The 25,513-nt window shown below is 56.3% G+C and carries 24 protein-coding genes and 1 pseudogene; 16 read left to right on the top strand and 9 right to left on the bottom strand.

Annotated features, from left to right (window positions below):
* Window positions 1–205: 205 nt before the first annotated feature.
* The 5 genes from AC3ITA_RS14245 (at window position 206) to AC3ITA_RS14225 (ending at window position 5,519) form a co-directional block, all read left to right on the top strand.
* The gene (locus tag AC3ITA_RS14245; RefSeq protein ID WP_489277439.1) at window positions 206–1,072 is read left to right on the top strand and encodes an isocitrate lyase/PEP mutase family protein; all 867 of its coding nucleotides are present in this window, start codon (window positions 206–208) and stop codon (window positions 1,070–1,072) included.
* A 2-nt stretch (window positions 1,073–1,074) separates the two neighbouring features.
* A complete protein-coding gene (leuC, locus tag AC3ITA_RS14240; protein ID WP_489277437.1) occupies window positions 1,075–2,478 on the top strand; it encodes a 3-isopropylmalate dehydratase large subunit in 1,404 nt (467 codons plus the stop codon).
* Entirely contained in the window at window positions 2,475–3,146 is a 672-nt protein-coding gene (gene leuD / locus AC3ITA_RS14235; protein WP_489277435.1) for a 3-isopropylmalate dehydratase small subunit, read from the top strand. The genes leuC and leuD overlap by 4 nt, the downstream gene beginning before the upstream one ends.
* A gap of 124 nt (window positions 3,147–3,270) precedes the next feature.
* Entirely contained in the window at window positions 3,271–4,719 is a 1,449-nt protein-coding gene (locus AC3ITA_RS14230) for an MFS transporter (protein WP_489277433.1), read from the top strand.
* 65 nt (window positions 4,720–4,784) lie between these two features.
* Window positions 4,785–5,519, top strand: coding sequence for a Sua5/YciO/YrdC/YwlC family protein (locus AC3ITA_RS14225; protein ID WP_489277431.1), 735 nt, complete (start codon window positions 4,785–4,787; stop codon window positions 5,517–5,519).
* 261 nt (window positions 5,520–5,780) lie between these two features.
* Here AC3ITA_RS14225 and AC3ITA_RS14220 read toward each other — a convergent pair whose 3' ends face one another.
* On the bottom strand, window positions 5,781–6,593 hold the full coding sequence (locus AC3ITA_RS14220) for a GntR family transcriptional regulator (protein WP_489277429.1): 813 nt from the start codon (window positions 6,591–6,593) through the stop codon (window positions 5,781–5,783).
* 523 nt (window positions 6,594–7,116) lie between these two features.
* Between AC3ITA_RS14220 and AC3ITA_RS14215 the strand changes: the two genes are divergently transcribed.
* Both AC3ITA_RS14215 and AC3ITA_RS14210 read left to right on the top strand, forming a co-directional pair.
* Window positions 7,117–8,400: an OprD family porin gene (locus AC3ITA_RS14215; protein WP_489277428.1), complete on the top strand. Its 1,284-nt coding sequence runs from the start codon at window positions 7,117–7,119 to the stop codon at window positions 8,398–8,400.
* Between the two features lie 313 nt (window positions 8,401–8,713).
* Window positions 8,714–9,940 carry an MFS transporter gene (locus tag AC3ITA_RS14210; protein WP_489277426.1) on the top strand — a complete coding sequence of 409 codons (1,227 nt, stop codon included), beginning with the start codon at window positions 8,714–8,716 and terminating at the stop codon, window positions 9,938–9,940.
* Between the two features lie 103 nt (window positions 9,941–10,043).
* Here AC3ITA_RS14210 and AC3ITA_RS14205 read toward each other — a convergent pair whose 3' ends face one another.
* The gene (locus AC3ITA_RS14205; RefSeq protein WP_489277424.1) at window positions 10,044–10,763 is read right to left on the bottom strand and encodes an SDR family NAD(P)-dependent oxidoreductase; all 720 of its coding nucleotides are present in this window, start codon (window positions 10,761–10,763) and stop codon (window positions 10,044–10,046) included.
* 93 nt (window positions 10,764–10,856) lie between these two features.
* Here AC3ITA_RS14205 and AC3ITA_RS14200 point away from each other — a divergent pair, with 93 nt between their 5' ends.
* Window positions 10,857–11,225 carry a winged helix-turn-helix transcriptional regulator gene (locus AC3ITA_RS14200; protein ID WP_489277422.1) on the top strand — a complete coding sequence of 123 codons (369 nt, stop codon included), beginning with the start codon at window positions 10,857–10,859 and terminating at the stop codon, window positions 11,223–11,225.
* 179 nt (window positions 11,226–11,404) lie between these two features.
* Here the strand turns inward: AC3ITA_RS14200 and AC3ITA_RS14195 are convergent, their stop codons facing one another.
* Window positions 11,405–12,052, bottom strand: a complete 648-nt coding sequence (locus tag AC3ITA_RS14195; protein ID WP_489277420.1) for a LysR substrate-binding domain-containing protein — start codon at window positions 12,050–12,052, stop codon at window positions 11,405–11,407.
* Here AC3ITA_RS14195 and AC3ITA_RS14190 point away from each other — a divergent pair.
* Both AC3ITA_RS14190 and AC3ITA_RS14185 read left to right on the top strand, forming a co-directional pair.
* Complete coding sequence (locus AC3ITA_RS14190; protein ID WP_489277419.1) at window positions 12,026–13,054, top strand: GNAT family N-acetyltransferase; 1,029 nt, start codon at window positions 12,026–12,028, stop codon at window positions 13,052–13,054. The genes AC3ITA_RS14195 and AC3ITA_RS14190 overlap by 27 nt on opposite strands.
* Window positions 13,055–13,626: 572 nt before the next feature.
* Window positions 13,627–14,382: an SDR family oxidoreductase gene (locus AC3ITA_RS14185; RefSeq protein WP_489277417.1), complete on the top strand. Its 756-nt coding sequence runs from the start codon at window positions 13,627–13,629 to the stop codon at window positions 14,380–14,382.
* A gap of 96 nt (window positions 14,383–14,478) precedes the next feature.
* Here AC3ITA_RS14185 and AC3ITA_RS14180 read toward each other — a convergent pair whose 3' ends face one another.
* The 4 genes from AC3ITA_RS14180 to AC3ITA_RS14165 form a co-directional block, all read right to left on the bottom strand.
* Window positions 14,479–14,805 (bottom strand): chorismate mutase, encoded by a 327-nt coding sequence (locus AC3ITA_RS14180; protein ID WP_489277415.1) that lies wholly within the window; start codon window positions 14,803–14,805, stop codon window positions 14,479–14,481.
* Window positions 14,806–15,751: 946 nt separating this feature from the next.
* Complete coding sequence (locus AC3ITA_RS14175) at window positions 15,752–16,864, bottom strand: aldo/keto reductase (protein ID WP_489277414.1); 1,113 nt, start codon at window positions 16,862–16,864, stop codon at window positions 15,752–15,754.
* 197 nt (window positions 16,865–17,061) lie between these two features.
* Window positions 17,062–17,904: an alpha/beta fold hydrolase gene (locus tag AC3ITA_RS14170; RefSeq protein WP_489277412.1), complete on the bottom strand. Its 843-nt coding sequence runs from the start codon at window positions 17,902–17,904 to the stop codon at window positions 17,062–17,064.
* 54 nt (window positions 17,905–17,958) lie between these two features.
* Window positions 17,959–18,492, bottom strand: coding sequence for a hypothetical protein (locus AC3ITA_RS14165; RefSeq protein WP_489277410.1), 534 nt, complete (start codon window positions 18,490–18,492; stop codon window positions 17,959–17,961).
* Between the two features lie 130 nt (window positions 18,493–18,622).
* On the opposite strand from AC3ITA_RS14165, the gene AC3ITA_RS14160 reads away from it, so the two are divergent.
* The gene (locus AC3ITA_RS14160) at window positions 18,623–19,501 is read left to right on the top strand and encodes a cupin domain-containing protein (protein ID WP_489277409.1); all 879 of its coding nucleotides are present in this window, start codon (window positions 18,623–18,625) and stop codon (window positions 19,499–19,501) included.
* A gap of 166 nt (window positions 19,502–19,667) precedes the next feature.
* Complete coding sequence (locus AC3ITA_RS14155) at window positions 19,668–19,865, top strand: DUF7740 domain-containing protein (RefSeq protein WP_489277407.1); 198 nt, start codon at window positions 19,668–19,670, stop codon at window positions 19,863–19,865.
* Window positions 19,866–19,996: 131 nt separating this feature from the next.
* On the opposite strand, the pseudogene AC3ITA_RS14150 reads toward AC3ITA_RS14155, so the two are convergent.
* Window positions 19,997–20,215 (bottom strand): annotated as a pseudogene (locus tag AC3ITA_RS14150) (zincin-like metallopeptidase domain-containing protein); the annotation flags it as partial.
* Window positions 20,216–20,521: 306 nt separating this feature from the next.
* Complete coding sequence (locus AC3ITA_RS14145) at window positions 20,522–21,448, bottom strand: LysR family transcriptional regulator (protein WP_489280736.1); 927 nt, start codon at window positions 21,446–21,448, stop codon at window positions 20,522–20,524.
* 153 nt (window positions 21,449–21,601) lie between these two features.
* Here AC3ITA_RS14145 and AC3ITA_RS14140 point away from each other — a divergent pair, with 153 nt between their 5' ends.
* From AC3ITA_RS14140 to AC3ITA_RS14125, 4 genes are read left to right on the top strand one after another with little or no spacing between them, the layout of a single operon-like run.
* Window positions 21,602–22,447 carry a transporter substrate-binding domain-containing protein gene (locus AC3ITA_RS14140; protein WP_489280735.1) on the top strand — a complete coding sequence of 282 codons (846 nt, stop codon included), beginning with the start codon at window positions 21,602–21,604 and terminating at the stop codon, window positions 22,445–22,447.
* Between the two features lie 3 nt (window positions 22,448–22,450).
* The gene (locus AC3ITA_RS14135; RefSeq protein WP_489280733.1) at window positions 22,451–22,846 is read left to right on the top strand and encodes a (2Fe-2S)-binding protein; all 396 of its coding nucleotides are present in this window, start codon (window positions 22,451–22,453) and stop codon (window positions 22,844–22,846) included.
* Entirely contained in the window at window positions 22,843–24,363 is a 1,521-nt protein-coding gene (locus AC3ITA_RS14130) for an FAD-dependent oxidoreductase (RefSeq protein WP_489280731.1), read from the top strand. The genes AC3ITA_RS14135 and AC3ITA_RS14130 overlap by 4 nt, the downstream gene beginning before the upstream one ends.
* Window positions 24,356–25,507 (top strand): NAD(P)/FAD-dependent oxidoreductase, encoded by a 1,152-nt coding sequence (locus AC3ITA_RS14125; RefSeq protein WP_489280729.1) that lies wholly within the window; start codon window positions 24,356–24,358, stop codon window positions 25,505–25,507. The genes AC3ITA_RS14130 and AC3ITA_RS14125 overlap by 8 nt, the downstream gene beginning before the upstream one ends.
* Window positions 25,508–25,513 lie beyond the last annotated feature (6 nt).

Raw genomic sequence — 25,513 nt, 5'->3', positions numbered from 1 at the left:
GCTCACGGCGTTGCGGCTCAAGTTAGCAAAAATCGGCTACTGGGACAGTGCTGCGCTGGAGAAAACTCGCCTCGGTCCTGTCGCGGCTGGTCTAGCCGACCAGCGACCTTTCACCTGCCTCTCGGCGGGTTGACTTGCGTATTGGTTGTATTATGTTTATAACAACATAACTTCAGCGTTCCGCAGTCAAGGTTAAGGAAGCAACATGAGCACATTGACCCTCAGGGACCAGCTTGCTGTACCCGGCATGATCATCGCGCCAGGCGCCTATGACGGCATAGGTGCACGACTCATCGAACAAGCCGGCTTCGGGGCGGTGTACATGACCGGCGCCGGCACCTCCGCAGCACTCGGCTATCCCGATTTCGGCCTGCTCACGATGAGCGAGATGGTCAACAACGCAGCGACGATGGCCCGCGCTATCGGCGTGCCCCTAATCGCCGATGCTGACACTGGCTACGGCAATGAACTGAATGTGACGCGCACAGTGCGCGAGTTCGAGGCGCGAGGCGTGGCGGCCATCCACATCGAAGATCAGGTATCGCCTAAGCGCTGTGGGCATCTCGACGGTAAACAGGTGATCTCCCGCGAAGAGTTCGTGTCGAAGATCCGCAGCGCGGTGCAAGCGCGCCGCAGCAAGGATTTCATCATCATCGCCCGCACGGACGCACGGGCCATGCACGATTTGGACGAAGCGATCTGGCGCGCCAATGCCGCCCTTGAAGTCGGTGCCGACATGGTCTTCGTCGAGGCCATGCAGTCCGTCGAAGAAGTGGCGGCCGTGCCCAAGCGTGTTCACGGTCCCTGCTTGTTGAACATCGTGCCAGGCGGTCGTACGCCTGTGTTCGATCTACGGCAAGCGGAGGAAATGGGCTACAAGATGGTCATCCTGCCTGGGTTGATCTTGAAGGCGACGATCGAAGCTGGGGACGCCGTGCTCGCCGAACTCAAGGCCACCCTCGTTGCGCCCAGTTCCACTGAATCCGTTGCCCAAGTATTTCGCCGCTTCGGTGCCGATGAATGGGACGAGTTGCGCACGCGTTTCAATGCCGGCTCGACGATGGGGTGTTAACCATGGCACGTACCCTGTTCGACAAGTTGTGGGACGCCCACGTTATTCGTGACCTCGGGGATGGATGGGCGCTGCTGCACATTGACCGTCATTTGCTGCACGACCTCTCCGGGCCGCCTGCGCTGGCCGACGTCGCCGCACGTGGCCTGCCGTTGCACAATCCCGAACTGGTGTTCTCCACCCCTGATCATGCGGTTTCCAGCCAGCCGGGGCGTAACCCAACCACGTATCCGATCGGCGGCAAATTGCATGCGGCACTCAAGGGTAGCAGTGAGCGCATGGGCGTGCGCATGTTCGACCTCGGTCAGCCGGGGCAGGGCATAGTGCATGTGATGGACCCGGAACTGGGAATCGTATTGCCAGGGTTGACGGTGATCTGCGGCGACAGCCACACCTGCACCAACGGTGGTCTCGGCGCGATGGCTTTTGGCGTCGGATCTTCGGAGAGCGCCCATGCGCTCGCCACCCAGACCTTGCGCCAGCAAAAGCCGAAACAGCTGCGCGTCCGCTGCGAAGGCACGCTGCGATTCGGCGTCACGCCCAAAGACTTGGCGCTGCACGTCATCGGCAAATTGGGGGCGGCTGCTGGGGTGGGGTCGGCCATCGAGTTCGCGGGCCCGACAATCGAGGCGATGGAAGTGGAGGGGCGGCTCACACTGTGCAATCTATCGGTGGAGTTAGGCGCGCGCTTCGGGATGGTCGCTCCAGACCAGCGCACCTTCGACTTTCTGCGTGGCAAGCCGTTCGCGCCGCAGGGTGCGGCGTTCGATGCCGCCGTCGGCGATTGGCGCCAACTGTTCAGTGACGCCGATGCCAACTTCGACCGCGAAGAAATCATCGACGCGTCTTTGGTGCGCCGGACCATTACCTGGGGGACAAGCCCGGAACATGCGATTCCCATCGACGGGTGCGTGCCCGATCCAGGTAACACGGCGGATGCGGCGCAACGCGATACGCTGCTCGCGGCGCTCGATTACATGGGCTTGACCGCAGGCCAGGCCATCGCAGGGACCCCGATCGACTGGGTGTTTATCGGTTCATGCGCCAACTCGCGGTTGTCCGATTTGCGCGCGGCTGCCGATGTGGTGCGGGGCAAGTACGTGGCAGACCGCGTCACGGCGTGGGTGGTGCCGGGGTCAGAGATCGTTAAGCGCGCAGCCGAAGCCGAAGGGCTGCATGAGGTGTTCAAAGCCGCTGGCTTCGCCTGGCGTGAGCCCGGTTGCAGCATGTGCGTGGCGGCGAACGGCGAACAGGTGCCGCCACAACAACGATCGGTGTCGACCTCGAACCGCAACTTCGTCGGGCGACAAGGGCCAGGGGCGCGTACGCATCTGGCAAGTCCGGCGATGGCCGCCGCCGCGGCGATCGCCGGGGTAATTACGGATGTCGATGAGGTGACCCCATGAGCCTGCAACCCTTCACTGTAGTCAGCGGCGCCGCAGCGTATCTGCCGCGCGCCAATATCGACACCGATGTGATTATCCGTATCGAACGGCTGACCACCCTCACCAAAGACCAACTCGGGCCCTACGCATTCGAAGCCCTGCGTTACCGCGAAGATGGCAGCGAAGATCCGGGTTGCGTGTTTAACCAGCCGGCGTTTCGCAATGCGCCTTTCCTGCTGGCGGGTGATAACTTCGGCTGTGGTTCGTCACGGGAACCTGCGGTCGCTGCGCTGCGGAGCATGGGGGTACGCTGCGTCATCGCTCCGAGTTTCGGCGATATTTTCTTCGGCAACTGTTTTCAGAACGGCGTGCTGCCTATCCGGCTGCCAGCACCTCAGGTCGATGCATTGGCCAAGGCGTGCGCTGGCGGGGAACCGCTCACGGTCGACCTGAAGACGCTTACCATCCAGCCCCCCGAAGGGGTCACCACTACCTTCACGGTCGATGCGTTACGCCGCGAGGCATTGCTTCAGGGGCTGGACGATATCGGCCTGACGTTTCGAGACGAGGCGTTGATTGTCGAGTGGCAGAAGGCCGACCGCACGCGCAGACCCTGGGCCTGGCCGTCACCGGCTGAGCCGGATGTACAGGCCCTTCGAATGTCCCATCACACCGAGTCACCGAAGTAGTCGTGAATCTGGAGCAGGTTGAGTTACTCGGCAGGCTCCTGATGCGCCGCTTGTTGGCGCTTCTTGCTGCAGCGAGACCTACGGTCAAGCCAAACAATGACAACAATAAAGCAGGAGTATTTTTATGCGAGAACATGTCCTTGATGCGTCAGCCGCCGCTGTCGAGAGGTCTTTGCCTCACAAGACGTCGGCCGGTGACATAGCCGCTCGGCTTGACCGCCTTCCGGCGACGCGCTCGATCTGGTCGATGGTGCTGCTGCTATCGGTAGGTTCGTTCTTTGAGTTCTACGAACTGGTGTCTACGGCTTATGTCATGCCAGGGTTAATTCAGAGTGGAATCTTCAGCACCACGACGGAAAGTATGTTTGGCTTGACCGGCGCGGCGAGTTACATCGCGGCGACGCTCGTCGGAATCTTCCTGGGTGTACTGTTCCTTGGCCCAGTCACCGATCGATTGGGTCGTCGCGCTGTTTTCACATTCGCGCTACTCGGATACTCGGCCGCTTCAGCCATCATGGGTTTCCAGACTGACGCCTATGCGCTCAGCTTATGGCGACTGGTGGCGGGAGTGTTCATTGGCGTGGAACTCATCACCATCGACACCTACTTGAGCGAGATTGTCCCTGCCAGGATCAGGGGGCGCGCCTTTGCCATTTTGAGAACGTGCAGTTGGGTTGCCGCGCCCGTTGTTGCATTGATCGCTTTTCTGTTGGTGCCCACCAAGCTGCTGGGCTTTGATGGGTGGCGCTGGGTGTTCTGGATAGGGGCGTGTGGCGCATTGTTCGTTTGGTTCTTGCGCCGCAATTTGTCGGAGAGCCCTCGCTGGTTGGCCAGCCGTGACCGCTTTGAGGAGGCAGACGCGGTACTGTGTGAGTTAGAGGCAAAAGTACAAAAGGATCATGGGCGACAGCTGCCCAAGCCTAGGCCAGTGGCTGTAGTCGACGCCGGGGAGCCGGTCCATTTTGCCGGGATCTGGAGCCGACCTTACCGCACCCGCACCGCGATGTTACTAGTGTGCCAGGTTGGGATGGGTATCGCGATATATGGGTTCACATACTGGATGCCTACATTCCTCGTTGAACACGGCATCGGGATCACCAAGAGCCTGGAATACAGCCTAATCATTTCCTGCGTGTACCCATTGGGTCCATTGTTGGCGATCTTTTTCGCAGATCGGTTTGAGCGCAAATGGCAGTTGCTCTTTGCCGGTAGTCTGCTGATTGTTGGCGGCCTGTTTTTTATTGACTTGCGCAGCACGTTGCCACTGATCCTGGCTGGTTCGGCTGTCACATTGGCCGTCGCTATCGTGCCGATGGTGGTTCACACCTATCAAAATGAACTGTACCCCACTCGCAATCGCGCGTTTGCCACTGGTTTCGTGGTAGCGGTTGGGCGTCTGGGAGGGGCGATGAGTGGGTTTCTAATCGCCGCCGCACTCAGATATGCGGGAGTGTCTGGAGCGCTGACAGTCATTTGTGGCGCGATGGCCGTCTCGATGTTGGCTGTCGTTCTGTTTGGACCGAGAACGCGTGGCCGTTCTTTGGAAGAGTTAAACCAACCCTCCCAAAATTGAATGATCTTCAACTTGCTGGTGAATGTGATCCAGTGCAACTGCAACTCAACAGGAGTCATACAACAATGAAAATCAATGACATAAAAGGCGACGCTCGACGCGTTATTGACATCGTTAAGGATGGAGGTATCGGGCTTGTACCCAATGACACCGGCTATGCCTTTGTCGGGTCGACGCTTGAGCCGATGCGTAAAATTTTCGAGACGAAGATGCGTGGCAGTCACAAGCGCAACGCGATGGCTGCCACTCTTGACACGCAGCGAGAGTTGCACACGCTCGACAAGCGTGCTCAACAAATGGTCGACGCATTGATCCTTGATCACAACTTGCCGATCGCCGTTGTTGGTCCTTTCCGCCAAGATCATCCAATGATCCAGAAGCTCGGTCCGGAGCTGCTTAAGGCCAGTTCAGCAGCCGGAACGATTGCAGTGCTATTGAACGGAGGTACTTTCCACTCTGAACTCTGTCGGATAAGCCAGGAGGAAGTGGTGCCTTTGCTCGGCTCATCAGCGAACTATACGGGAGCAGGATCTCCATTCCTTATTGAAGATATTCCCGACGAACTCCGAAAAGTCGCGGACATTGAGATCAATCATGGTCTACGTCGAGGGCATGTCTACAAGCGGGCGGGAACGGTAATCAACTTCGGTACTATGGAGGTCATCCGTATCGGCGCTTGCTATGAACTGATCTCAGATGTTCTGCGCAGGTACTTTGACGTAGAGCTTCCAGCTGATCCGGGCATGAGCGCCTTGCCATCGGGTCATCTCAATGAGTTCGCGCTCAGGGGCGTGGAGTAACCACGTCATAAGAAGCCGCGCTATTCTTTACACAGATTTTCACTGAAGAATATGCTCGGAGTCGGCCTGGCATAAATCCTACGCTTTTGCCTGAGGTCTTGGGCGAAAACTGCGTACGTAACTTGAACAAATCGATCCCGTGCTGCTGCGCGAAATCTTACACGCGGCAGTACGCGATCGACTTCCCCACATTTCGGCACGGTGCCCCAATAAAGTTGGATGCATGGACAACTGTTCTGTCTGGATCGGACGCCGATGACGTCAGGAAGGAGTATCCGGCGGGGGGGCATCGAGCATTACCTGGCCGGCGGCCAACGTATTCACATCGGTACCCGCGATCTCCATCAAGATGCTGGCACGGTCGGCGGCCAAGTGGATCGTGATGTGCATCACCGGACGTTCGTCCATGTCATGCATCAATCGCATCAGTCTCAACAACGGGCTCCCCACTTCCGTCTGCAGCAGGCGCGCGCGATGCGGGTCGCCGACGGTCGCGCTGATCTCCTGTACAACACGGCCGAACTCAACGCCTTGCGCCATCAGGATTTCGTAAAGGGCCTTTTTCTTGAGTTCCCGCCGGGTGACCCGCTGGCCCACCGAAGCCAACACCCAGGCGTCGGTGAGCATGGCCGGCTCACCCTTGTGGTTTATGCGCAGCCGCAACGCGTGTACCGCTTTCGTAGCGGGCGATAGCTGCAGCAGCCGTGCCACGTCGGGCGGCGGCACCGCCTGCTCCACATCGAGCACCTGCACCACCGTCTCGATCGCAGCCTTGCGCAGGCTATCGATCAGGTTGAGGTTCGGTGGCATGCGTGTGTGGGAGGGTCCTCCCATGACAAACGTGCCGCGTCCGTGGCGCCGCTCAACCACGCCCTGGGCTGCAAGGTCGGACAGCGCACGGCGTACGGTGATGCGCGACACGCTAAAACGCTCGCACAGCGCTTCTTCGTTAGGCAGAGCCCCAGTGGGATACATATCGCGCGCAATCTCTTCGCGCAATACCAAGAATATCTGGCGATGCAGTGCGGTTCCCCGGGCGCTGGTGAGCGGCGGGGTAGTGATCGGTATGTTCATGCGCCCAGCATAGCAGGTTGACTTCATCCCGATAATACCGATCCGCAGTCTGCGCTGATCATTAGGCGTTCGCGGCAGACATCGGGAGCTGTCCGTTCAATTTTCTCCTGATCAAGCCTTCCAACGCGCCCCCGGTACGCGCCTCCCGACAGGCTGACTTGCGCTTTTGTTGTAATATGTTTATAACAACATAACGTCAGTGTTTCGCAATCATCGTAGAGGAGGCGACGCGATCAGCCCCCCCTTTGCGAGCAGCTTGCCGAACCCGGCCTGATCATCTCGGCATGACGACATCGTCGCGGTGCACATGACCGGCGCTAGTCGAGGTAGACGCAGCACTATGGGGTGTGGGTGGAAGAGGCTGCATAACGGCGTCTGTATGCACTCACTCACCGAACACCACGGGAATGTTCAGACGTCTTGACGTCCATGGACGAAGAGGGAGCACGCGTCTGCCTATCTGGCGGGAGATACACCTGAAGCATTTACAACAATAAGATCTACAACAAGAAGGGTTATTCCAATGATAAAAAAGCCTGGTCTTCTTATTGAAACGTCCGTATTCCTGGCGGCCGTTGTTATCACTCCAATGGCCTGCGCTGATTTTCTCAGCGATGGCAAAGGTCAATTGCAACTGAAAAACTTTTACTACAGCCGGGATTTTCGCGATGGGTACCCGTCGCAGTCCAGGCGCGCGGAGTGGGCGCAGGGGTTTCAACTCAGCTTGAGGTCGGGATACACCGAAGGTCCCGTAGGCTTCGGTGTGGATGCCGTAGGCATGCTCGGTATCAAGCTCGACTCAAGCCCCGCGCACGCAGGCACCGGGCTATTGACTCGCGGAGAGAATGGGGCCGGTGATAATTATTCCAAGTTGTTGGTAACGGCAAAAGCCAAATTCAGGGAGACCGAACTTCGCGTGGGTGGATTGAGCCCAGCATTACCGCTGCTCCTCTCCAACAACACGCGTTTGTTTGACCAGTATTTCAACGGTGTGCAGATTACATCCAAGGATGTGGATAACTTTACCTTTCATTTTGGCAGAGTAGATCGTACGAAACTTCGGGATTCCGCCAGTTTTGACTCGCTTACCACCACCGATCAGTTAGGTGCGTACTCGGCCACGGAGACCAGCGATGGTTACAATTACGGAGGGGTTGACTACAAGGTATCGCCTAACTTGCTGCTGAGTGCACACGCCAGTGACCTGCAGGACTTTTACACTCGCCAATACCTAGGGTTGAGCTACGCCATACCTGTGGGGCCGGGCAAAGCCTTCACCGAGCTTCGTTACTTCCGGACCAAGCAGACTGGGCAGGAAAAAATCGGCGAGGTCGACAACCGTGTGATCAGTACTAACTTCGGCTACCAGTTAGGTGGGCATACGTTCAGCGGTGGCTACCAGAAAATCGCTGGCGACACGGCGTACGCCTACGTGGGCGGGACCGGCACGTATTTGTTCAGCGAACAAACGACCAGTACCTTCTCTGCGCAGAACGAGCGCGTGTGGCACGCCCGATATGACTATGATTTTGCCGCGCTGGGTATTCCCGGCCTGAAGTTCAATGTGCGCTACGTGAAGGGCGATGAGGTAGATCCAGAGCACCTAGCTACCCGCAAGGGCCGCTTGCTTCGAGCAGCGGGGGAGGAGGGGCATGAGTGGGAGCGCACCACAGATATTAGCTACGTCGTTCAGAGCGGTCTCTTGAAAGATTTCGGCATTCGCTGGCGCAACGGCACCAACCGTTCCAATTACGCTGACGGCGCCGATGAGAATCGCTTGATGCTTACCTACGGGATTAACTTTTAAGCCATCTGGAGATACGTGCATCTCAGTCTGCGGCTTAATCATTAATCGTATTGATCTAATAGGTTTGCCCTTAACGGACATCCACACTCGTTGGTATGGAACGCACTCAGGCACCAGAGTCATTGGTTTGCAATCCTGCTGCGCGGAAGCGGGATAATGCCCATAACCCCGCCGTGGGCAGACGATAGATCGGCGGTATTGAAAATGGGCGTGGGGATTATCAACTTTGAAGCTCGCGCCAAAGCGCGTCACGCAGCAGAAATAATAAGTCGCGAAATCCTTAACGTGATTATCCTAAAAAAGGAAATGAGTCATGAGTAAGTATCAAGTGTTAGCTGCCTTGTGGTTTTTTCAATGCGTCAACTACGTTGATCGGGTGGCGATCGGTTTTGCCGCACCGGTGATCATGAAGGCCCTTTCAATAGAGCCAAAATCGTTTGGTATTGTGCTGTCCTCCTTTTCGGTAGGTTACTTCATCGCGCAGATTCCAGGCGGACTGATGGCAGACCGATGGGGCGCTAAACTGTTACTCGTGATCGGGCCAATTTTCTGGGCGCTGTTCACTGGCGCCACCGGGCTTGTCGCGGGCGTCGCAGGTTTTGTTGTGGTCCGATTATTCTTTGGTCTGGCTGAAGGGATGTCGAATGCAGCGTGCTACAAGGTAATCGGTGATAACTTTTCTTCGCCAGAAAGATCACGGGCTATAAGTATATGGGTTACAGCCTTTGCCGTTGCTCCTGCATTAACAGGGCCTGTCATCGGATTCCTGCTTGTATCGTTCGACTGGCAATCCGTCTTTATGATGCTTGCTGTTCCTGGGTTGGTCGTGGCTCTGGTGAACTACTTCGCTATTCCAGGAAATGTAAAAAAATCACCGGACAATGCCGCTGCTTCCGCCACGGGAACCAGCGTGACCAAAAGTTTTTTTCGTCAAACCCTTCGTGATCCGTGCCTTTGGTTGATTTCCGTCGCCTATTTCGGCTTCAGCATCGCGTATTGGGCCTATCTGGGATGGATGCCGACCTATTTATCCTTCGCGCATGGCATCGATATTAAGTCAATCGGCTTGCTTGGAGGCGTGCCGTATGTTTTTGGCTTTTTGGGATTAATTCTCTCGGGATGGCTCGGTAGTTCCATACTGTACCGATATCGAGCTGAGACGCTTGGAGGCTTTTATCTGCTGGCTGGGTTGTCGCTTTATTTCGCTTACACTTCAGTGACGTTGACCTCGTCTTTGGTCGGGCTTTCCTTCGCTGCGTTTTTTCTATACGGGAGTCTTAGTAATTTTGGTGCAATCTTGCTCGATCTCGCACCCGAAAATAGTCGTGCCACCTATTCAGCGACCTCCAACACCGTGGGATTGATTGGTGGTGCTATCGCTCCGATTGTAGTCGGTTATTTGGTCAGTACATCGGGAACATTCGCAAGCGGCTTCACTTTCATGGTACTTGCTCTTTGTCTGTCGGCGGTTTGCGCCTTCGTGTTGGTGCCGTTTCTTTCTGCCCGCCTGGCTTTGAGGAAGGTGTATGCGGTTGCGTAGTATTTATAGTGCTGCATCACATACTTTACTTGATGACTTTAATTAATCTATTAGCCGATATTTTAGTAGTGTTACCGAGCTGCGCACGGCGGCGGGATGAGACTCAGGTAGCGGCAACCATGCGCCTGATCGCGCTCGGGGCAATGCGTAACAGCATTGGGAGCAGCCTTGTGGCGCCCGGCAGCGCCATTGGCTGGCGCCGCTCGAGGGCCCTTAGAGTAATGGCCGCCACGACCGAAGGCGACATCTTCTTCCCTTGCACGGCAGTGTTCATGGGGGTGTCGACGAGTGGTGGGAGCAGTTCGAGAACGTGGGTCCCCGTCGCCGCAAGTTGTCCGCGCAAACCCTCGGCAAAACCGTGCAGGCCTGCCTTGACCGCGCCGTAGGTTGGCGCGCGTGTGGGGGAAACCAGTGCATAACCGGCAGTGACGAATATGATGGCCGCCATTGCGCGCCAGCGTTTCAGCACCTCTGCCGTCAGTTGAATGGGGGCGGTCAGGTTCAGGGCCACCTCCTGTTCAAGGTTCTGCGTAGAGTTAGTGTCTGCGACAAAATCCCTTTCAATGAAAGTCCCTGCGCTATGAACGAGGATATCCAGGCGGCCGAACCTTGTGGCAATTGTCTCAAGCATGGCGGCTCTATCCGCAACGCTGGTCACGTCGGCCTTGATAGCCAACGCGTCTGGATGAGTCAGGGAGAAACGCGCACAACTTTCCTCTGATCGACCGCAGACCACGACCGTATCACCTCGGGCAATAAACGCATCGGCCAAGGCAAGACCAATACCCGAAGTGCCTCCAGTGATGAGGACAACCTGTTTCATAATGTCTTGGCTCCAAACACTTCAGGATGGGTGATCTTTTTTGATTACCCCCTTTATATTTGACACCCTCAGCTCTGCCAAGAAGGCACTTTCATGGAAGTAAGTAACATCAATGAAACCAATGACTGTCTGCGTGTCCCCGGCGCTTTGGGGCGAATTGGCGAGAAATGGTCAGTCCTGATCGTCCTCCAGCTCGATGCGCATCCAATGCGCTTCAGCGAGTTACGTCGCGGCACTACTGGGGTGTCGCAAAAAATGCTCGCATTGACGCTGCGCAATCTGGAACGAGACGGCTTCATTACGCGCACTGTGCTCGCGACGAAGCCTCCAGGCGTTGTTTATGCGCTGACTGAACTGGGTAAAGAGATGGTCGTGCCGGTCAAAGCCCTGGGAGCTTGGGTTCGCGACAACCTGGAGCGGATCAAGTATGCGCGCCGCCGTTTCGATGCCCAGACGGGTTGAATGGAAAGGTGGCCGACAGCACTTGCATGCCTGGAGCGGTGCGGATGATGCGCAGGGACTCATACTCGCCAAGGCGGAGCCGGGCGGAACAAATCCTGTAGGAACCGCATGTAGTTCAGTGTTCGCGCGGGGAGCCCCTCTCGTTGGTGGGTCAGGGCTACGATACTGGCATCCGGAAGTTACCAGGCAGTTAACAGCCGCACGAGGGTGCCATCGGCTAGTGCGTTGGCGACATCCCAATCGGAGCGCGAAATGATGCCCTGATCCTCACAACCCCATTGCCGAATGACACTGCTGTCCTTGCAGCTCAAGGTGGGGCTGATGCGTACGCTCTGGGTTTTTCGCCCAGCGGTGAAATGCCATCGCGTCATATCTTTATTTTTTTCACGCAGGGCGATACACGCCATGTCGGCCAGTTGCTCAGCACTCTCGGGCAGGCCGTGCTGCTCGACAAATGCGGGTTGGGCGCAGATGAAGCGCCGATTCGGCTCGATAGCGTGGCAGATCACATTGGAGGCACGCAGTTCGGTAATGTGGATCACCACATCGCAACGGTCGGTTGCCTCAAGCATCGGTTGGTCTGACAGCGTGAGGGCAATCTCGACTTCGGGATGCAGACGCTGAAAGGCAGCAACCGGCGGCGCGACATAGTGCCTTCCGAACCCGAAAGGTGAATTGACCTTGAGTTTGCCGAGGATGGACTGTGCCGGGGGGGTAACGCGAAAGTAAATCCGCCAAGCAAGAGGTTGACAAGCTTGTGCGTATTTGTATAACTGGTTATACAAATTATGGAGGTACAAATGGATATTTTGCGTGAGATGCCTCATGTCTTCCTCGGCAGCCGCTTGAAGCGCCTTGCAGAGCAAATGCAATCAGATGCAAGCCTCTTGGCCTGCGGCGTTGGTACAGCGGTTCCGCCTGGCCTTTTTCCAGTCCTTGCATTACTCGCAAACGTAAATGGATGCACCGTTGGAGACCTGGCTCGGAATATCAGGGTGAGCCAGCCTGCTATGACAAAGAGCGTAAACAAGCTGACGGAAGAGGGGTTGGTCATCTCGCGCAAGGGCGATACGGACAAGCGACAATCTTTCGTCGTATTAACGGAAGCCGGGCGGATCGCGGTCGATCAGGGCCGTAAAATAGTATGGCCACTTATTGATGCGGTGGTTCGTGACTTGCTAACCGGGACGTCGGGGTCCTTTCTTGAACAAATAGATTCTCTGGAAGACCGCCTGGCCGAGGAATCCCTCGCAGAGAGAGTTAATCGACTTAATCCCGTCACGTTGCTACCTGCCAGTGATTCGGATGTCGCCGGAGTCGTGTCGTTATTGAATCGGGCTTATCGTGGCGAGGGTGAAAATGCGGGGTGGACAACAGAAGCTGGCCTTATCCGCGGAGACCGTATCTCGCAAACGGTGCTCAGGGCTGAGATTGCTCAAAAACCGCACGCAACGTTATTGGTATGGAAACAGCGTGACAAAATCATCGGCTGCGTATGGGTCGAGCCAGTGAATGCTGGTACCTGGTATCTGGGGTCATTGGCAATTGATCCACAGACCCAGAATGCTCAGTTCGGACGTCGTTTACTCAGCGCAGCGGAGCATTGGTGCCAAGAACGAGGCGCTGAGTTTATCCGTATGACAGTACTTGAAGCACGCGCCACCTTGATCGCTTGGTATGAGCGACGGGGCTACTGCAAAACCGGTGAAACTGAACTTTTCCCTTATGAAGACAACCGTTTTGGCACACCTACCCGACTTGGATTGCATTTCGAGGTCATGACAAAAACACTGGAAACCTCCGCGACGGACGCACTGCAGCAGGTTTAAAAAACCTGACAGATCATCATAAAGGGGGGGGCTAGAGCCTGAATAAGAGCTAACCAGTGCAACGGGGAACAATCGCCGCTGCGCGATTACCGATGGTTTTGATCGGCCGAAAAGCGGGACATTCAATACAGGGGCTGCTGTCGCTTTGTCGTTGACGATCAGGTTGACCGTTTCTGCGACCTTCACTAAATTTCAAGTCGCAGTCGGTGCTCACCGCGCTGCCGTAGGCGTAACCGTCATCCAACGCGTCCTTTGTCGAGCGGATCCCAGCAGGGTATGTCTCGGTCCAACAAAAGGCGCGTGTTCGAAATGACTTCCCATATCTCCGCTGTTCCCTTTCGTTCAAATGAACCCTTCGCAGTGACGGGACTTATACACCCAGTCGTTGTGGCTTTTCTCGGATTTCTGACCGTCAGCAGACTATTGGAGGATCCTTCTGAATTCCTTCTTTGCATCGTGTCGGCTCCGATTAAGGCGCTCGGGCAACGCCTCAGATAGCAGTAATGGGCGCTGTCCCCATCATTGTGGGTCGGGCTTCATCCAGACCTACTACAAAAAACCAGGAATTGACCATGAAAATGACCGGCAATACGATTCTTGTAACGGGGGGCAGCAGCGGCATTGGCCGCGCGCTCGCCGAAGCCTTTCATGACCTGGGTAACCAGGTCATCGTAGCGGGACGGCGAAAGGCGCTGATCAATCGGATTTGCGAGGATCGACCGGGAATGCTCGGCGTCTGTGTAGATCTCAATGATCGGGTTTCGACGGAGCAGTTTGCGACGGAAATTCGAAGCCGCTTCCCTTGCCTGAACATGCTCATCGCCAATGCCGGCATCTCCCAATCCGAAGACATCAGCGCCGATCATTGGGATGCATCGGACGCCGAAGCGATCGTGGAAACAAACATCATGGGGGTGATACGCGCAACGGCGGCGGTCCTACCGGTTCTGAAATCGCAGGAAAACGCCACCATTATGGCAACCAGTTCCGCCTTGGCCTTCGTGCCGAGGGCGGACTTCCCCACCTACTGCGCCAGCAAGGCGTTTCTGCATTCGTGGCTTACATCGCTGCGCCACCAGCTTTGCAAGGTGCCCGTTGAGGTCCTTGAACTCTCACCTCCATACGTCCAGACCGAGCTTACCGGCACTCACCAGGCAGTTGATCCGCGCGCAATGCCCGTGGCCTCTTACGTAGCCGTAGTCATGAGGCTACTGGAAGGGGGGGGATTCACGAACGGAGAAATACTGCTTGAGCAGGATCGCTCGCGTCGCTGGGCAGAGCGTGATGGTCATTATGAGGCCATCTTTGCCGCGATGAATCCGTCTTAGTCAGACGGCAATGGTGAAGGAGGACACCGCTGGCCAAGCCCGATATGGCCAGCGGTGCTAACAGTCGCTGAGCAGCGTCAATGCATCCCTCACGGTTCAAATGAGTACCTGCGTCGCCATGGCGGCCTCGTGCTCAGACGCTATATGCTTGTGGCGCTGGACGACCTCACTGATTACAAATTGCATAAGCTTCTCGACGAAAGCAGGGTCGAGGTTGGCATCTTCGGCAAGTCTCGTCAGCTTGCCATATTGATGCTGCTCCCTGTCTTTATCGACTGCCGGCAAGTGGTGTTCCGCTTTCAGCATGCCCACCTGATCCGTACAGCGAAAGCGTTCAGCGAGCATATGGTTGAGCGCGGCGTCGATATTGTCGATGGTCTGTCGAAATGTTGAAAGTTGAGTCGCGATGTCTGGCGTTTGCATAAGGCTTCCTCTTTTCAAGTGGCATCATGATGGCTTGGTGCTATTGGTTGATGATGTAAACCGCTATCGATCATCTCGCCTCCGTCCGCTAGAAAAACCTGTGCCAGACAGGTGTGCCACCATGGCGGTAACATTTACGTTTTAAGAACCTACTAGAAGGTAGAATTGTTTTCAATGCAGGCCATTTGTCTACTCCTCTGTTGGAGCGAGCGATAGTAGAGAAACATAGATGCGGCGAATGACCCGTAGATACGGGCGCCATGGTCAAGGTGTTTTGGAAAGAGGCTGGATGAAGCGCCTACTAAGTACGTTATGAAGGCTGAGAGTGTGAGATACCCATAGAGTGGGAAACTCAATCGCGCGCTGGTACTGGGGGGCCTGTCGGGGCGAAACCGGATTGGATCAATGACCGTGTTAAAGTATGAGCCAATGGCCAGCTTCAGCTGTCTGATATTACAAGTCATCCCTTTTCCGGCCACTGAGTTCAATGCCATGGCTCTCTCGGTACGCCGCCGCTCAGGGCAGCCTTTTGAAATCCGGAGATCTGATCGTAACGGGGAGCTGAACCGGCCTCTATTGGGCTGCACAAGGTTCGCAGATCGAGGTGCGTTTTGCAGGGCAGGGCAACGTGATGATGTCGTGCTGACAGATGTACATACCACTTGGTCTCCACTCAATCATCAGGATCGAGTCGATCAAGGTCGCCGGCACGCATCCGGTTCCAGCGACGCTTTGATTTGTCAGGCACCTTCGCGCTCAACCGAGGAGCAATCCCACGCTGCCCAGCAGGTGAGCGAGAGCCTGAGTTCCAGTAGAGATATGTCGATCCAGACAGCCAACGGGGCAACGCAGACTGCCAGCGCCCTTCATGATCTCGCTCGTATCGCGATGGTCAGACGATTTACGATAGCCTTATGCAAAACAAGCTTTGCGATCGTTCTGAATATCAAGAATGACCGCGCGCAGGCCATGCCTGGATTGCATGACCGCCGAAGATACGCTCATTGGGCAAGTTCAAGATAAAGTAGGGATTCAGCATTGGCAATCTTCCCACCGTGTCCAACCTGGTTTGTTGTTCCGAGGAAAGTTCGATATCGAGCGAGGCGATATTTTGCATGATTTGATCCACTCGGCTGGCGCCCATCAGCACTGACGAAACACCGGGCCTATTTGCGACCCAGGCCAATGCAACCTGGGCCATCGGTCGTCCCAGTTCGTTAGAGACGCTGCGCAGTTCGTCAGCGATACGAAAGTTGGATTCGGTAAACAGCAAACTGCCCATGGGGTTGTCGCCATTAAGACGCCCATCGCTTGCGCCCGTGTGCGACTCGCCTGCGTTATTGGGCAAATGGCCGGGAGCCTGGTTGTCTGAAATCTTCTCCCGACCATATTTGCCGGTCAGAAAACCTGCGCCAAGCGGACTCCACGCGACCAGGCCCATCCCCAGCGCCAAACCGGCAGGCACTATATCCAGTTCCACGCCACGGTCTATCAGCGAATAGGAGTACTGCAGGCCCACAGGAGGTGGCAAGCCCTGAGCGCGAGCGAGCGTAGCAATCTGCGCCGTATACCAGGCGGGCGCATTGGAGAATCCGTAATACAGGATGTCGCCGCGATGGACCGCATCAGTCAGAGCACGGAGTACTTCGTCGGGTGGGGTGATTCGATCCCAGACATGTGTCCAGTAGAGATCGATGTAATCGGTCTGCAAACGCTTTAGCGATCCTTGAATACCGTCCCGGATGTTTCGGGCGGAATTGCCTCCCGCCAGCGGCGTATCCTGACGACGCGGAAAACCGGATTTGGTTGAAATCACGACTCGCTCTCGGTTGCCGTCTTCAGCCAGAAAACGACCCAGCATCGCCTCGCTTTCCCCCCCGGAGTAAATATCCGCGGTGTCCACAAAGTTGCCACCTGCCTGGATATAGGCATTGAATATCGCACGCGAGTCCTTTTCACCCGTTCCCCATCGACCAGTCCCGAACGTCATGGTGCCAAGGGCGAGGGGGCTGACAATCAGCCCCGATTGGCCAAGTGTGCGATATCGGGAAAGACTCATCTGCGGATCTCCTGGTAGGCAATCTATTTGTCTGTGAAAGGGCCTGCGATGGAGTTGCCAGGGTTTCGATCATTCATGAAAGCAAAAGAAAATTCATCCCTGATCGTTGACGGGGTTGGCGCCACAGGTACGCTTGAGTCAGCTCGACTCGTTCGCCACTGAAAGTGTTCGGCCCGGCATCGTAACAAGTGGAAAAATCATTGATCACCCAGAAAATGCAACACCGCCGCACTGAAAAAGGCTGGATCTTGGATGAAGGCGAAATGGCTGGTATTGGGCAGAATCAGCAGACCTGCATTAGGAATAGTCGCTGCGATGTATTCAAGGTGCTCGCGCTTGATGGCCTCATCATGATCGCCGTCCACGATCAGGACTGGCGACTTGATTTTCTTGAGGTCACCATCTGTCCAGTTGGGCTGACTTGCCCACATGTGGCTGATCTGCTCAACGAACCCATCAAAGTCTTTGGGTGTCGGTGAAAGATGCGCATATTCCTTGCCGGCTCGCTCGATGAACGCGGCAAATGTCGGATTCTTGTCGACGTGATCCTTTACTCCCGAGGTCATCGTATTCGGGGCAAAAGCGAAGACTTTGTCAATACGTTGGGGATAGCGCATCGCGAGGTCCAAACCGATGATCGCGCCATCGCTCCAGCCGACGATATCGCAGCGTTGAATCTTCAGCGTATTGATGACCGCAACCACATCGTCAGCCATGAGGTCGTAACCGAATGGCTTCGCATCTCTGGAACTTCGACCATGCCCTCGACTGTCCAGGGTGATGACCGTGTGTTTAGCGGATAACGTCTTGACCTGATTTCCCCAGTAATCCGAATTCGACAACCCCCCGTGTAATAACACCACCGGTGAGCCCTGCCCGGTTATCGCATAGTAAATCTTGACGCCATTAACTGTTGCGTATCCCGTGTTGGCCCCCGTAATGACGGCTGGTGTCGCGGGAAGTGCCTCCCATCGTTGGCCGGCGTTCGCGTTAGCAGACAGCGCCAGAAAAAACATGGAAAACATCAGACTACGTAACATCATGGCTCCTTGTAGGACTGGTGCATTTAGCAGGGGGATTATTCGATGGTTTGTCTAGAATTTTGCCGGTGCCGAATGCCGCGTCAGGTGGCCAGACCTCGCCTGGAATACCTGGGTGCCTTTTTTCCGTAAGTAGAGGATTTGCGCGGTGACGCCAATGATGAGTGCTACGAAGATGGCGCCCTGCGCACCAAGCAGCAATGGCGATTGCAGGTCCGTGACAATAGGGTGGCCATCCGGTACTCGACGCAGTGTCTCGGAAACTGTGGGCACCATCAGCAGGAATGCCGTGAGGCTCAAGAGAATGGTTTCCAGATAAACGCCGACTCGTCCCGCCCAACGCAAAAATCCTATCCCGTAGCCGGCAAGCAGGATGGCAATAGTCAGAGCACCAATGATTTTGCTGGCCGGCTGGTGCGCCACCAGGAACACGGTGCACGCACCGATCAACATCGTGATCAGGTAGAACAGACCAGGCATTGAGCGAGGAACGATTCGCCCGTAGCGCACGAACATATAAGCTGCCAGCGGAATCGCTGGCAGACTGCCGAGGGTGTGTATCCAGCCAAGAGGAGATATTCCGAACATACAATTTTTCCGTCTGATTGGATGATATGCATAAGCGCCGGCGCAGCAAACCTGCCAGAAGCTTGTGTTTCAAGTAGTGCGGCGCGTTATGCTGACGGACTGAGGTTAGCGAAGGATAGGTCAATCAAACATGATGGATTCCCCTGAAAATTTGATCATTCTTCCGGAAATGCAGCTGGAAGGGTTTGCTGCAGCCGACCTGTTGTCCCAGGTGTTGGCGAAAATTTGTCTGAGGGGCGGGGGGGTCTACTCCTCCGCTCTTGGGAATGCCGACGTGCTTAAGCTGGATGAAAAAAGCTCCCACGTCTGTATGCTGCGCAAAGGGGAGCTACACATTGAGGCCGGTGATCAGCCGGTAGTGACAATAAGCCAAGGCGACATCATTCTGCTTGCGCACAATCCATCGGGGCTGAAGATCACGGCTTGCGGTGGACCAGTTGAGGTTGTCATCTGCCGACTCTGGTTCGACGCCAGCAGTTTCGAAGCGATGGTATTCGCTCTGCCCAAGTTGATTCATATCAGACAAACCGATGCCGCAGCCTGGTCGGAAGGCATCCTGCATTTCATGTTGCTCGAAGCCCGGGATACACAACCAGGGGGAGCATTAATGGTGTCGCGCCTTATCGATCTCGTGGTCATTCGCATACTGAGAACATGGGTTCAACAGGATGCCGCGTCAGGATGGCTGAGAGCATTGTCTGACGCGCGTGTCGCTCGTACTTTGAAAGCAATCCACGAAGCGCCCGGTAAACAGTGGAGCATTAATGCATTGGCGACGATTGCTGGAATGTCACGATCAAATTTCTGCGAGCGGTTCAATACACTAGTGGGACGTCCCCCTCTGCGCTACCAGAATGAATGGCGGTTGACGCTAGCGAAAGCCATGCTCTCGAAGGGTAGCAGTCGCATTGGAGAGGTTGGTTTCGCGATCGGCTATGAGTCCGAAGCTGCATTTAGTCGTGCCTATAAAGCTTTTTTCGGCCGGTCGCCGCGTGAGGATAATACTTAGGCTGTCCTTGAAGAGCGGATCTGATAAATGCATCATCGACTCCTGGCTGCTTTCCATTCTGAAAAACGGCGGGTCAGCCTCACCTGTCAATGGGCGCAGTCCGGTCTAGCAGATATCGCACCAATGCGATCCGGCCTTTTTGCAGTGCTATTTTTTGGGTCTTGCCATGAACCTCACTGACGCCACGCTCGTGCTGCTGCTTGCGGCACGTATCCACGGGACCGACGAAGCGGTCCGGACCTCGGCGAAGAGCGTGGTCAAGAAGTTGCCGCGTAGTAAACGCGATCTGATCTACAACGTGATCGACAGCCGAAGTCCGCTCGAGCTGGTGGATTTTCTGGCGCAGAACCTGGATGCGGAATGACATGCTGCGGGTGTGTACCCATCTCTGATTCTTTGCGTCAGAGCCCCCGCGGCTTGGGGATTTTTCTGGGCGCAGAAAAAAGGGCTCAACTCGCGTTGGGCCCTGTGACGCGTTTACAGGAGAGGTAACGATTAAGCGCCATCGTTCATGCATCGCGAGTCAGCCATTACCGTCTGCTTCAGTTGCAGCTCCAGGTTGATTACATATTCCTAGGCGCTCCGGGCGTGACCACCGGCGCGGAAGATCGAGCGTTTGTCTTCCTTGAGCAGGCCGAGCCAGGAGTCGATGTAGTCCTCGTGTCGGATCTCCCCCTGTATACCAGGGTAGGCGCATAAAAACGCAGCGCCCATTTAAGGCTTTGCCGGCAGGCCGATGAACGATGTGTGCACCTGAACTTAACAACAGGTTTCCGCAGTGCTGCGCCTTACGTGTGCCTCCGTTTCTTTTCTTCTGCGTTTTGGATGCGTTCCGCGAGGTCGATTACAAGCATAGTTTCACTGTCTTTCCCGGCATCCGCTAAACGCACCGCCGTAGAGAGAAGAGAGGTAGTGGAGCTCTTCAGCACTCACCCACCCGCTGCCCTTAGACACTCTAGTGTCGCCTCAGATATCAAGAGCCTTTCCAATTGGAGTCGACAGCTGGATCGTGATGATGTACTAACTTCGAGTCTCTCTCTGAACATGCGTTGCGGAAGCTTTCATTGAGCTTTGCGCTGCAATATGAAGCGCTTGCTCCAGCTTCAGTACCGCAGCGCTTTGCGGGCGGTTCACCGGATGTTCAAGGTAGTAATTTCCAGGACCCGGGGTATGTGGGACAAGTGGGCAGACGACCAGCCCCAGCGAGTCTGCCAGCGGCAAGCACGCTGGAACAGGCCCGATCGCGAGCCCCAATCCCTGGCTGACCATCATGAACGCCAACGGCGTGGTGTCGACAGGCTCCAACTTCAGATTACGACTTCGGGTGGGCCCAAAATTGTGACTTAGCAACCCCATCCAGCCCATCGAATGCGGAATCATCTCCAGAAGACGGTGTTTTAGCAGTTCGTCCACTGACGTCAGCTTGGGCAGGTCAACCTTGCGGCACATGATTACGTAGGAAAGTCCCATGAGGCGGCCAGGGTGGCGTACCAGATCCGGATCTTCGCCGAAACGTATTGCCAGATCAGGTTCGATACTTCGCTGCTGAGCGCCCTCCATCCAGAGCTCGACCCGAATGGAAGGGTTGTCGCGCTCAAAGTCCGCCAGAACCATGGGTAGCCAGCTCATGGACATTAGATGGCTGGCCTGCAGCGACACGCGCTGTATCCGCTGAGGCGAAAAAAGTGCGGCGGCCTTGCTCTCTATAGCGCCAATGGAAAGCTGTACAGCCGGAAGGAAGTCGCTGCCCTCCGGCGTCAACTGAATGCGATTCGCCAACCGCTCGAATAAGGGACGCCCGAGACTGGCTTCTAGCGACTGGACTTGTTGACTGACGGCCGCGCCAGTCATGTGAAGCTCTTGGCCGGCTTTTGAGAAGCTTTTGTGGCGGGCCGCTGCCTCAAAGACACGAAGCCAATTCAGAGATGGAATTAGTGATCTGCTCATGAATTCAGCATAAGTAGAGCTTGTGCTGAGGTCAACTAGATAGTGTCTGTGCCACTTCTCAGCCCGTCGTTATAGTGACCCCACAACGATCGCTAGCCGCTTTTAAGCTTTTGCTATCTGCCCTTAATAATTTGAACAAGCTGGGAGATGGAGATGTTAAAAAAACGTGTGTTGCTTGCTATGGCTTTTATGCCTTTGTTTGCAGGTATTGCCAGCGCCCAGACATTGCCGGGAGAAATCAAGATAGCCACCGAGGGTGCTTATCCTCCGTGGAACTACACGAATGCCGATGGTTCACTGACGGGGTACGAGATTGATCTGACCCATGCGCTGTGTGAGCGTATGAAGGTCAAGTGCACCATCGTCAGTCAGGAGTGGAACGGCATTATTCCAGGCCTGACCGTCGGGAAGTATGACGCGATCATTGCCTCCATGGGCGTCACCCCGGAGCGCAAAAAAGTCATAGCCTTTTCCAAGTCGTATGCCAAAGCCCCCAACGGATTTCTCACGACTTCAGACAATGATCTCAAGGGTCTCGCTGACGCCGGACATGCATTTGATTTGACTGATTCGCCAGCGGATGCACAGGCTGCGATTGACGAATTGAAGTTGAAATTTAAAGGCAAGGTTATCGGCGTGCAGACCGGATCGACTGCATCGAACTTCGTTCGAGAGTACTTCAAAGGGATGGAGATTCGTGATTACCCAACCTTTGAGCAGCTCGCACTGGATCTGGCGAACGGTCGACTGGACATCGGCGTGGCGAACGTCACCACCTTCAAGCCTGTGATCGAAGCGAACAAAGGTGTGCTGGTGTCCACTGGGCCTACCTTTGCAGGGGGCGTACTGGGACAGGGGACCACCAACATTGCGCTTCGGCAGGGTGACGATACTTTGCGCCAGGCATTTGATGCTGCGATCACATCGGTGAACAACGACGGCACCAACAAGGCGCTGACGGAAAAGTGGTTCGGCCTGGATATCTCGACACGAGATTGATCAATGGACGAAGTCCTCTTCCGGCTACTGGGAGAGGCTCTCCAGTCGTTGAACACAGCAGCCATCTCCGCAACTTTATTTCTGGCAGGTAAGGGTATGTTCATCCCAGTGGGGGCCGTCGAGGCAACAATCACTATTTATTTCAATGGTCGGCCGATACCGGCCCGTTCCGGCGAGACAGTCGCAGCCTGTCTATTGCGCGCACATACACCAGCCTTTCGCACGACGCCTGTTACAGGTGCTCCTCGATTGCCGTATTGCATGATTGGCCATTGTTTCGAATGCCTGGTGGAAATCAACGGAATCGGCAACCGGCAGGCCTGCCTTCTGATCGTTAGCGAAGGTATGAAAGTCTGCACTCAGGCGGGTGCCGCTACCGTCATTGGAGAGCACCAATGACCGGTTTGCCGACACTGGGATACAACAGCGACATCAAGTTTGATGCCGATGTCATCGTGATCGGCGCAGGGCCGGCCGGTATGTCTGCGGCAATCGGGATCACCCGGGCAGGATTCAAGGTCATCGTGCTCGACCTGCAGCCCACGCCAGGCGGCCAGATTTTTCGCTCGCTCGAGTCCAATCTCCAAGCGCGCCCGGCAACCAACAAACTGCTGGATGCGCTCGGGCCCACTTATCTTGCCGGGCAGGCATTGATCGAACAATTTCGCTCTACCCCCGGCATCGACTACCGGCCAGAAACCACCGTCTGGGATTTGCGCGCGGATGCCACGGTGGGCTGGCTGCAGGGTAATGCCGCCGGCTATCTGCGGGCACGTCAGGTGGTCGTTGCGAGCGGCGCTATGGAACGACCGGTTCCCTTCCCGGGATGGACATTGCCCGGCGTCATGACCGCAGGCGCGGTGCAAACGCTGCTGAAGGCCGGCCGACTGCAGCCTGACGGGCGCGTGGTATTGGTGGGTACTGGCCCGTTAATCCTGCTCTTGGCTGATCAGTTGCGTCGTCTGGGTATTCGTCCGAGTCTGATTGGGCGGACTGACACGCTCAACGACAAGATTGCAGCCTTGGGATCACTGAAGATCGCTGCATTGGCGCCCCTTGCCAAAGGGCTGGGATGGCTCACCAAGCTGAAATTGGCCGGTATCACGATGCGCACGGGCGTTTCGGATTTACGGGCGCTTGGGCACGACAAGGTCGAGTCCGTGAGTCTGTCGATTGACGGCCGTAACGTCGAACTCGGTTGCGATCTGCTTGTGGTGCACGACGGGATCGTGCCGGCGATCGACATTACGCACTGCGCCGGCCTGGCAATGGAATGGCAGAGCGATGAATCGAGCTGGAAACCCAGGACAACCGAAGACGGTCGTGCAGAATTGGCACCCGGCCCGGGTTTGACCGGTGGCCCGTGCAAGATCCGGGTATCCGGCGATGCGAGACGAATTGGTGGTGCCGATGCTGCCATTGCCCACGGGCGGTACGTCGCGGCTTGCATCGTGGCTGACCTGCACCAGACCGCCTTATCGGGCGAGGTGATCGTGGGTGGCGATGACGTCGTGCGCACGCTCGCGGGCCGACCGTTTATAGACAAGGCTTTTCCTCTCGGCCTCGCAACGCAAGTGCTGGAGGACGACACGATTGTTTGCCGCTGCGAGGAACTCACGGCGGGAGACATCCGTGCTGCCATCGGCAATGGCGCCACCGAGATGAATCACCTGCGAGGCATCCTGCGTTGTGGAATGGGGCCGTGTCAGGGGCGCAGTTGTGCGGTGACGGTGGCTCGCTTGCTGGCGGAATCGTCAGGTGCAAACACACCGGCACCGTTCCGCGCGCGGCCTCCGCTGCGCCCCTTGCCGCTCATTGCACTGGCGAACCTGAGTGGGCTGGATCCGGAGTTGTCACAGGTCGTTTCACTGGGCGATAAACCGGCAGCCGAAGCCATGGAGCAGCCCCATGAATAAGTTTGCAGACGATGTACTGATCATCGGTGCCGGTTTACAGGGCTGTGCGATCGGCCTGTTCCTCGCTCGATCCGGCTGGAAAGTGACCCTCGTCGATAAAGGTGTGCCGGGACGACACGCTTCCGGTGTCAACGCAGGTGGCTTGCGACTGCTCATGCGCGATGTACGCGAGTATCCGTTGTCGATCCGCGCGATGGAAATGTGGCACAACCTGGAGAGATTTGTTGAACCGTCCGCTGTGCAGTCTTGCGAGGTTCGTTTGGGGGCGTCGCAAATTGCCGTCGCCCTGGATGAAGCCGAAATGGCGTGGGTTCGTGCACGTCATCAGGAAATGCTGCGCCGAGGCTACCACTGCGAGGAGTTCATCGACTCCCACGAGTTGCGGCTGATGCTTCCAGGCCTTGCTGATTCGGCTCTGGGCGGGCTCATTTCCCGGGGCGATGGCCATGCGAATCCGGCGAATGTGGCGTTGGCGTTCCGGCAGGCGGCGGAGGCGGCAGGTGCAGTCATTCATGAACGATGTGCACTCAACGGCCTGGATCAAGACGCCAATGGGCGCTGGTCAGCCGACACCGATGTTGGTGCGATCGAGGCCAATTGGGTGGTCAACTGCGCGGGAGCCTGGGGCTCGCAAGTAGCGGCGCAACTTGGCGAAGACCTGCCGATCAGGGTGTTGGCGTTGAGCATGATGGTGACCGCCAAGGTCAAGCCGTTTATCGAACCGGTTGTGATCGGTATCGACAGGCCGCTGTCGTTCAAACAGAGCGCCGTCGGTTCTCTGGTGATCGGCGGTGGCATCTCCGGCAAGCCGTGCCTGGAGGAGGGGACTTCGTTCACCATCATGGATCGGATGGCGGCCAGTGCTGCCGCGACGCTTGAAGCGTTTCCCTTCCTGGCCGGGGTGCCCGTGCTGCGTACCTGGACAGGGCTCGAAGGGGCGACACCGGATGGCGTGCCTTACATCGGGCCGAGCGCAAAACATAAAGGTCTGTGGCATGTGTTCGGCTTCTGCGGGCATGGCTTCCAGCTAGCGCCTGCAGTGGGAGAAGCCGTAGCTCATTCATTGGTGAGTGGCTCGGTTCATCCATTGATCGAGCCATTCAATACAACAAGATTTTCCCGTCTCCATTCAGCCCAACTATAAGGTTAA

The sequence above is a fragment of the Pseudomonas sp. GL_090 genome, from assembly GCF_057837765.1.
Note: the sequence above shows the minus strand (reverse complement) of the source record. Positions and strands in the feature narration are given on the sequence as shown.

Bases quoted from the DNA above. Each gene is read 5' to 3' on its own strand.
- AC3ITA_RS14175 (WP_489277414.1), bottom strand. From the start codon at position 16,864: ATGAGTCTTTCCCGATATCGCACACTTGGCCAATCGGGGCTGATTGTC.
- AC3ITA_RS14200 (WP_489277422.1), top strand. From the start codon at position 10,857: ATGGAAGTAAGTAACATCAATGAAACCAATGACTGTCTGCGTGTCCCC.
- AC3ITA_RS14160 (WP_489277409.1), top strand. From the start codon at position 18,623: ATGATGGATTCCCCTGAAAATTTGATCATTCTTCCGGAAATGCAGCTG.
- AC3ITA_RS14190 (WP_489277419.1), top strand. From the start codon at position 12,026: ATGGATATTTTGCGTGAGATGCCTCATGTCTTCCTCGGCAGCCGCTTG.
- AC3ITA_RS14245 (WP_489277439.1), top strand. From the start codon at position 206: ATGAGCACATTGACCCTCAGGGACCAGCTTGCTGTACCCGGCATGATC.
- AC3ITA_RS14135 (WP_489280733.1), top strand. From the start codon at position 22,451: ATGGACGAAGTCCTCTTCCGGCTACTGGGAGAGGCTCTCCAGTCGTTG.
- AC3ITA_RS14165 (WP_489277410.1), bottom strand. From the start codon at position 18,492: ATGTTCGGAATATCTCCTCTTGGCTGGATACACACCCTCGGCAGTCTG.
- leuC (WP_489277437.1), top strand. From the start codon at position 1,075: ATGGCACGTACCCTGTTCGACAAGTTGTGGGACGCCCACGTTATTCGT.
- AC3ITA_RS14140 (WP_489280735.1), top strand. From the start codon at position 21,602: ATGTTAAAAAAACGTGTGTTGCTTGCTATGGCTTTTATGCCTTTGTTT.
- AC3ITA_RS14210 (WP_489277426.1), top strand. From the start codon at position 8,714: ATGAGTAAGTATCAAGTGTTAGCTGCCTTGTGGTTTTTTCAATGCGTC.
- AC3ITA_RS14215 (WP_489277428.1), top strand. From the start codon at position 7,117: ATGATAAAAAAGCCTGGTCTTCTTATTGAAACGTCCGTATTCCTGGCG.
- AC3ITA_RS14225 (WP_489277431.1), top strand. From the start codon at position 4,785: ATGAAAATCAATGACATAAAAGGCGACGCTCGACGCGTTATTGACATC.
- AC3ITA_RS14155 (WP_489277407.1), top strand. From the start codon at position 19,668: ATGAACCTCACTGACGCCACGCTCGTGCTGCTGCTTGCGGCACGTATC.
- AC3ITA_RS14230 (WP_489277433.1), top strand. From the start codon at position 3,271: ATGCGAGAACATGTCCTTGATGCGTCAGCCGCCGCTGTCGAGAGGTCT.
- leuD (WP_489277435.1), top strand. From the start codon at position 2,475: ATGAGCCTGCAACCCTTCACTGTAGTCAGCGGCGCCGCAGCGTATCTG.
- AC3ITA_RS14205 (WP_489277424.1), bottom strand. From the start codon at position 10,763: ATGAAACAGGTTGTCCTCATCACTGGAGGCACTTCGGGTATTGGTCTT.
- AC3ITA_RS14185 (WP_489277417.1), top strand. From the start codon at position 13,627: ATGAAAATGACCGGCAATACGATTCTTGTAACGGGGGGCAGCAGCGGC.
- AC3ITA_RS14125 (WP_489280729.1), top strand. From the start codon at position 24,356: ATGAATAAGTTTGCAGACGATGTACTGATCATCGGTGCCGGTTTACAG.
- AC3ITA_RS14170 (WP_489277412.1), bottom strand. From the start codon at position 17,904: ATGTTACGTAGTCTGATGTTTTCCATGTTTTTTCTGGCGCTGTCTGCT.
- AC3ITA_RS14130 (WP_489280731.1), top strand. From the start codon at position 22,843: ATGACCGGTTTGCCGACACTGGGATACAACAGCGACATCAAGTTTGAT.
- AC3ITA_RS14220 (WP_489277429.1), bottom strand. From the start codon at position 6,593: ATGAACATACCGATCACTACCCCGCCGCTCACCAGCGCCCGGGGAACC.
- AC3ITA_RS14195 (WP_489277420.1), bottom strand. From the start codon at position 12,052: ATGAGGCATCTCACGCAAAATATCCATTTGTACCTCCATAATTTGTAT.
- AC3ITA_RS14180 (WP_489277415.1), bottom strand. From the start codon at position 14,805: ATGCAAACGCCAGACATCGCGACTCAACTTTCAACATTTCGACAGACC.
- AC3ITA_RS14145 (WP_489280736.1), bottom strand. From the start codon at position 21,448: ATGAGCAGATCACTAATTCCATCTCTGAATTGGCTTCGTGTCTTTGAG.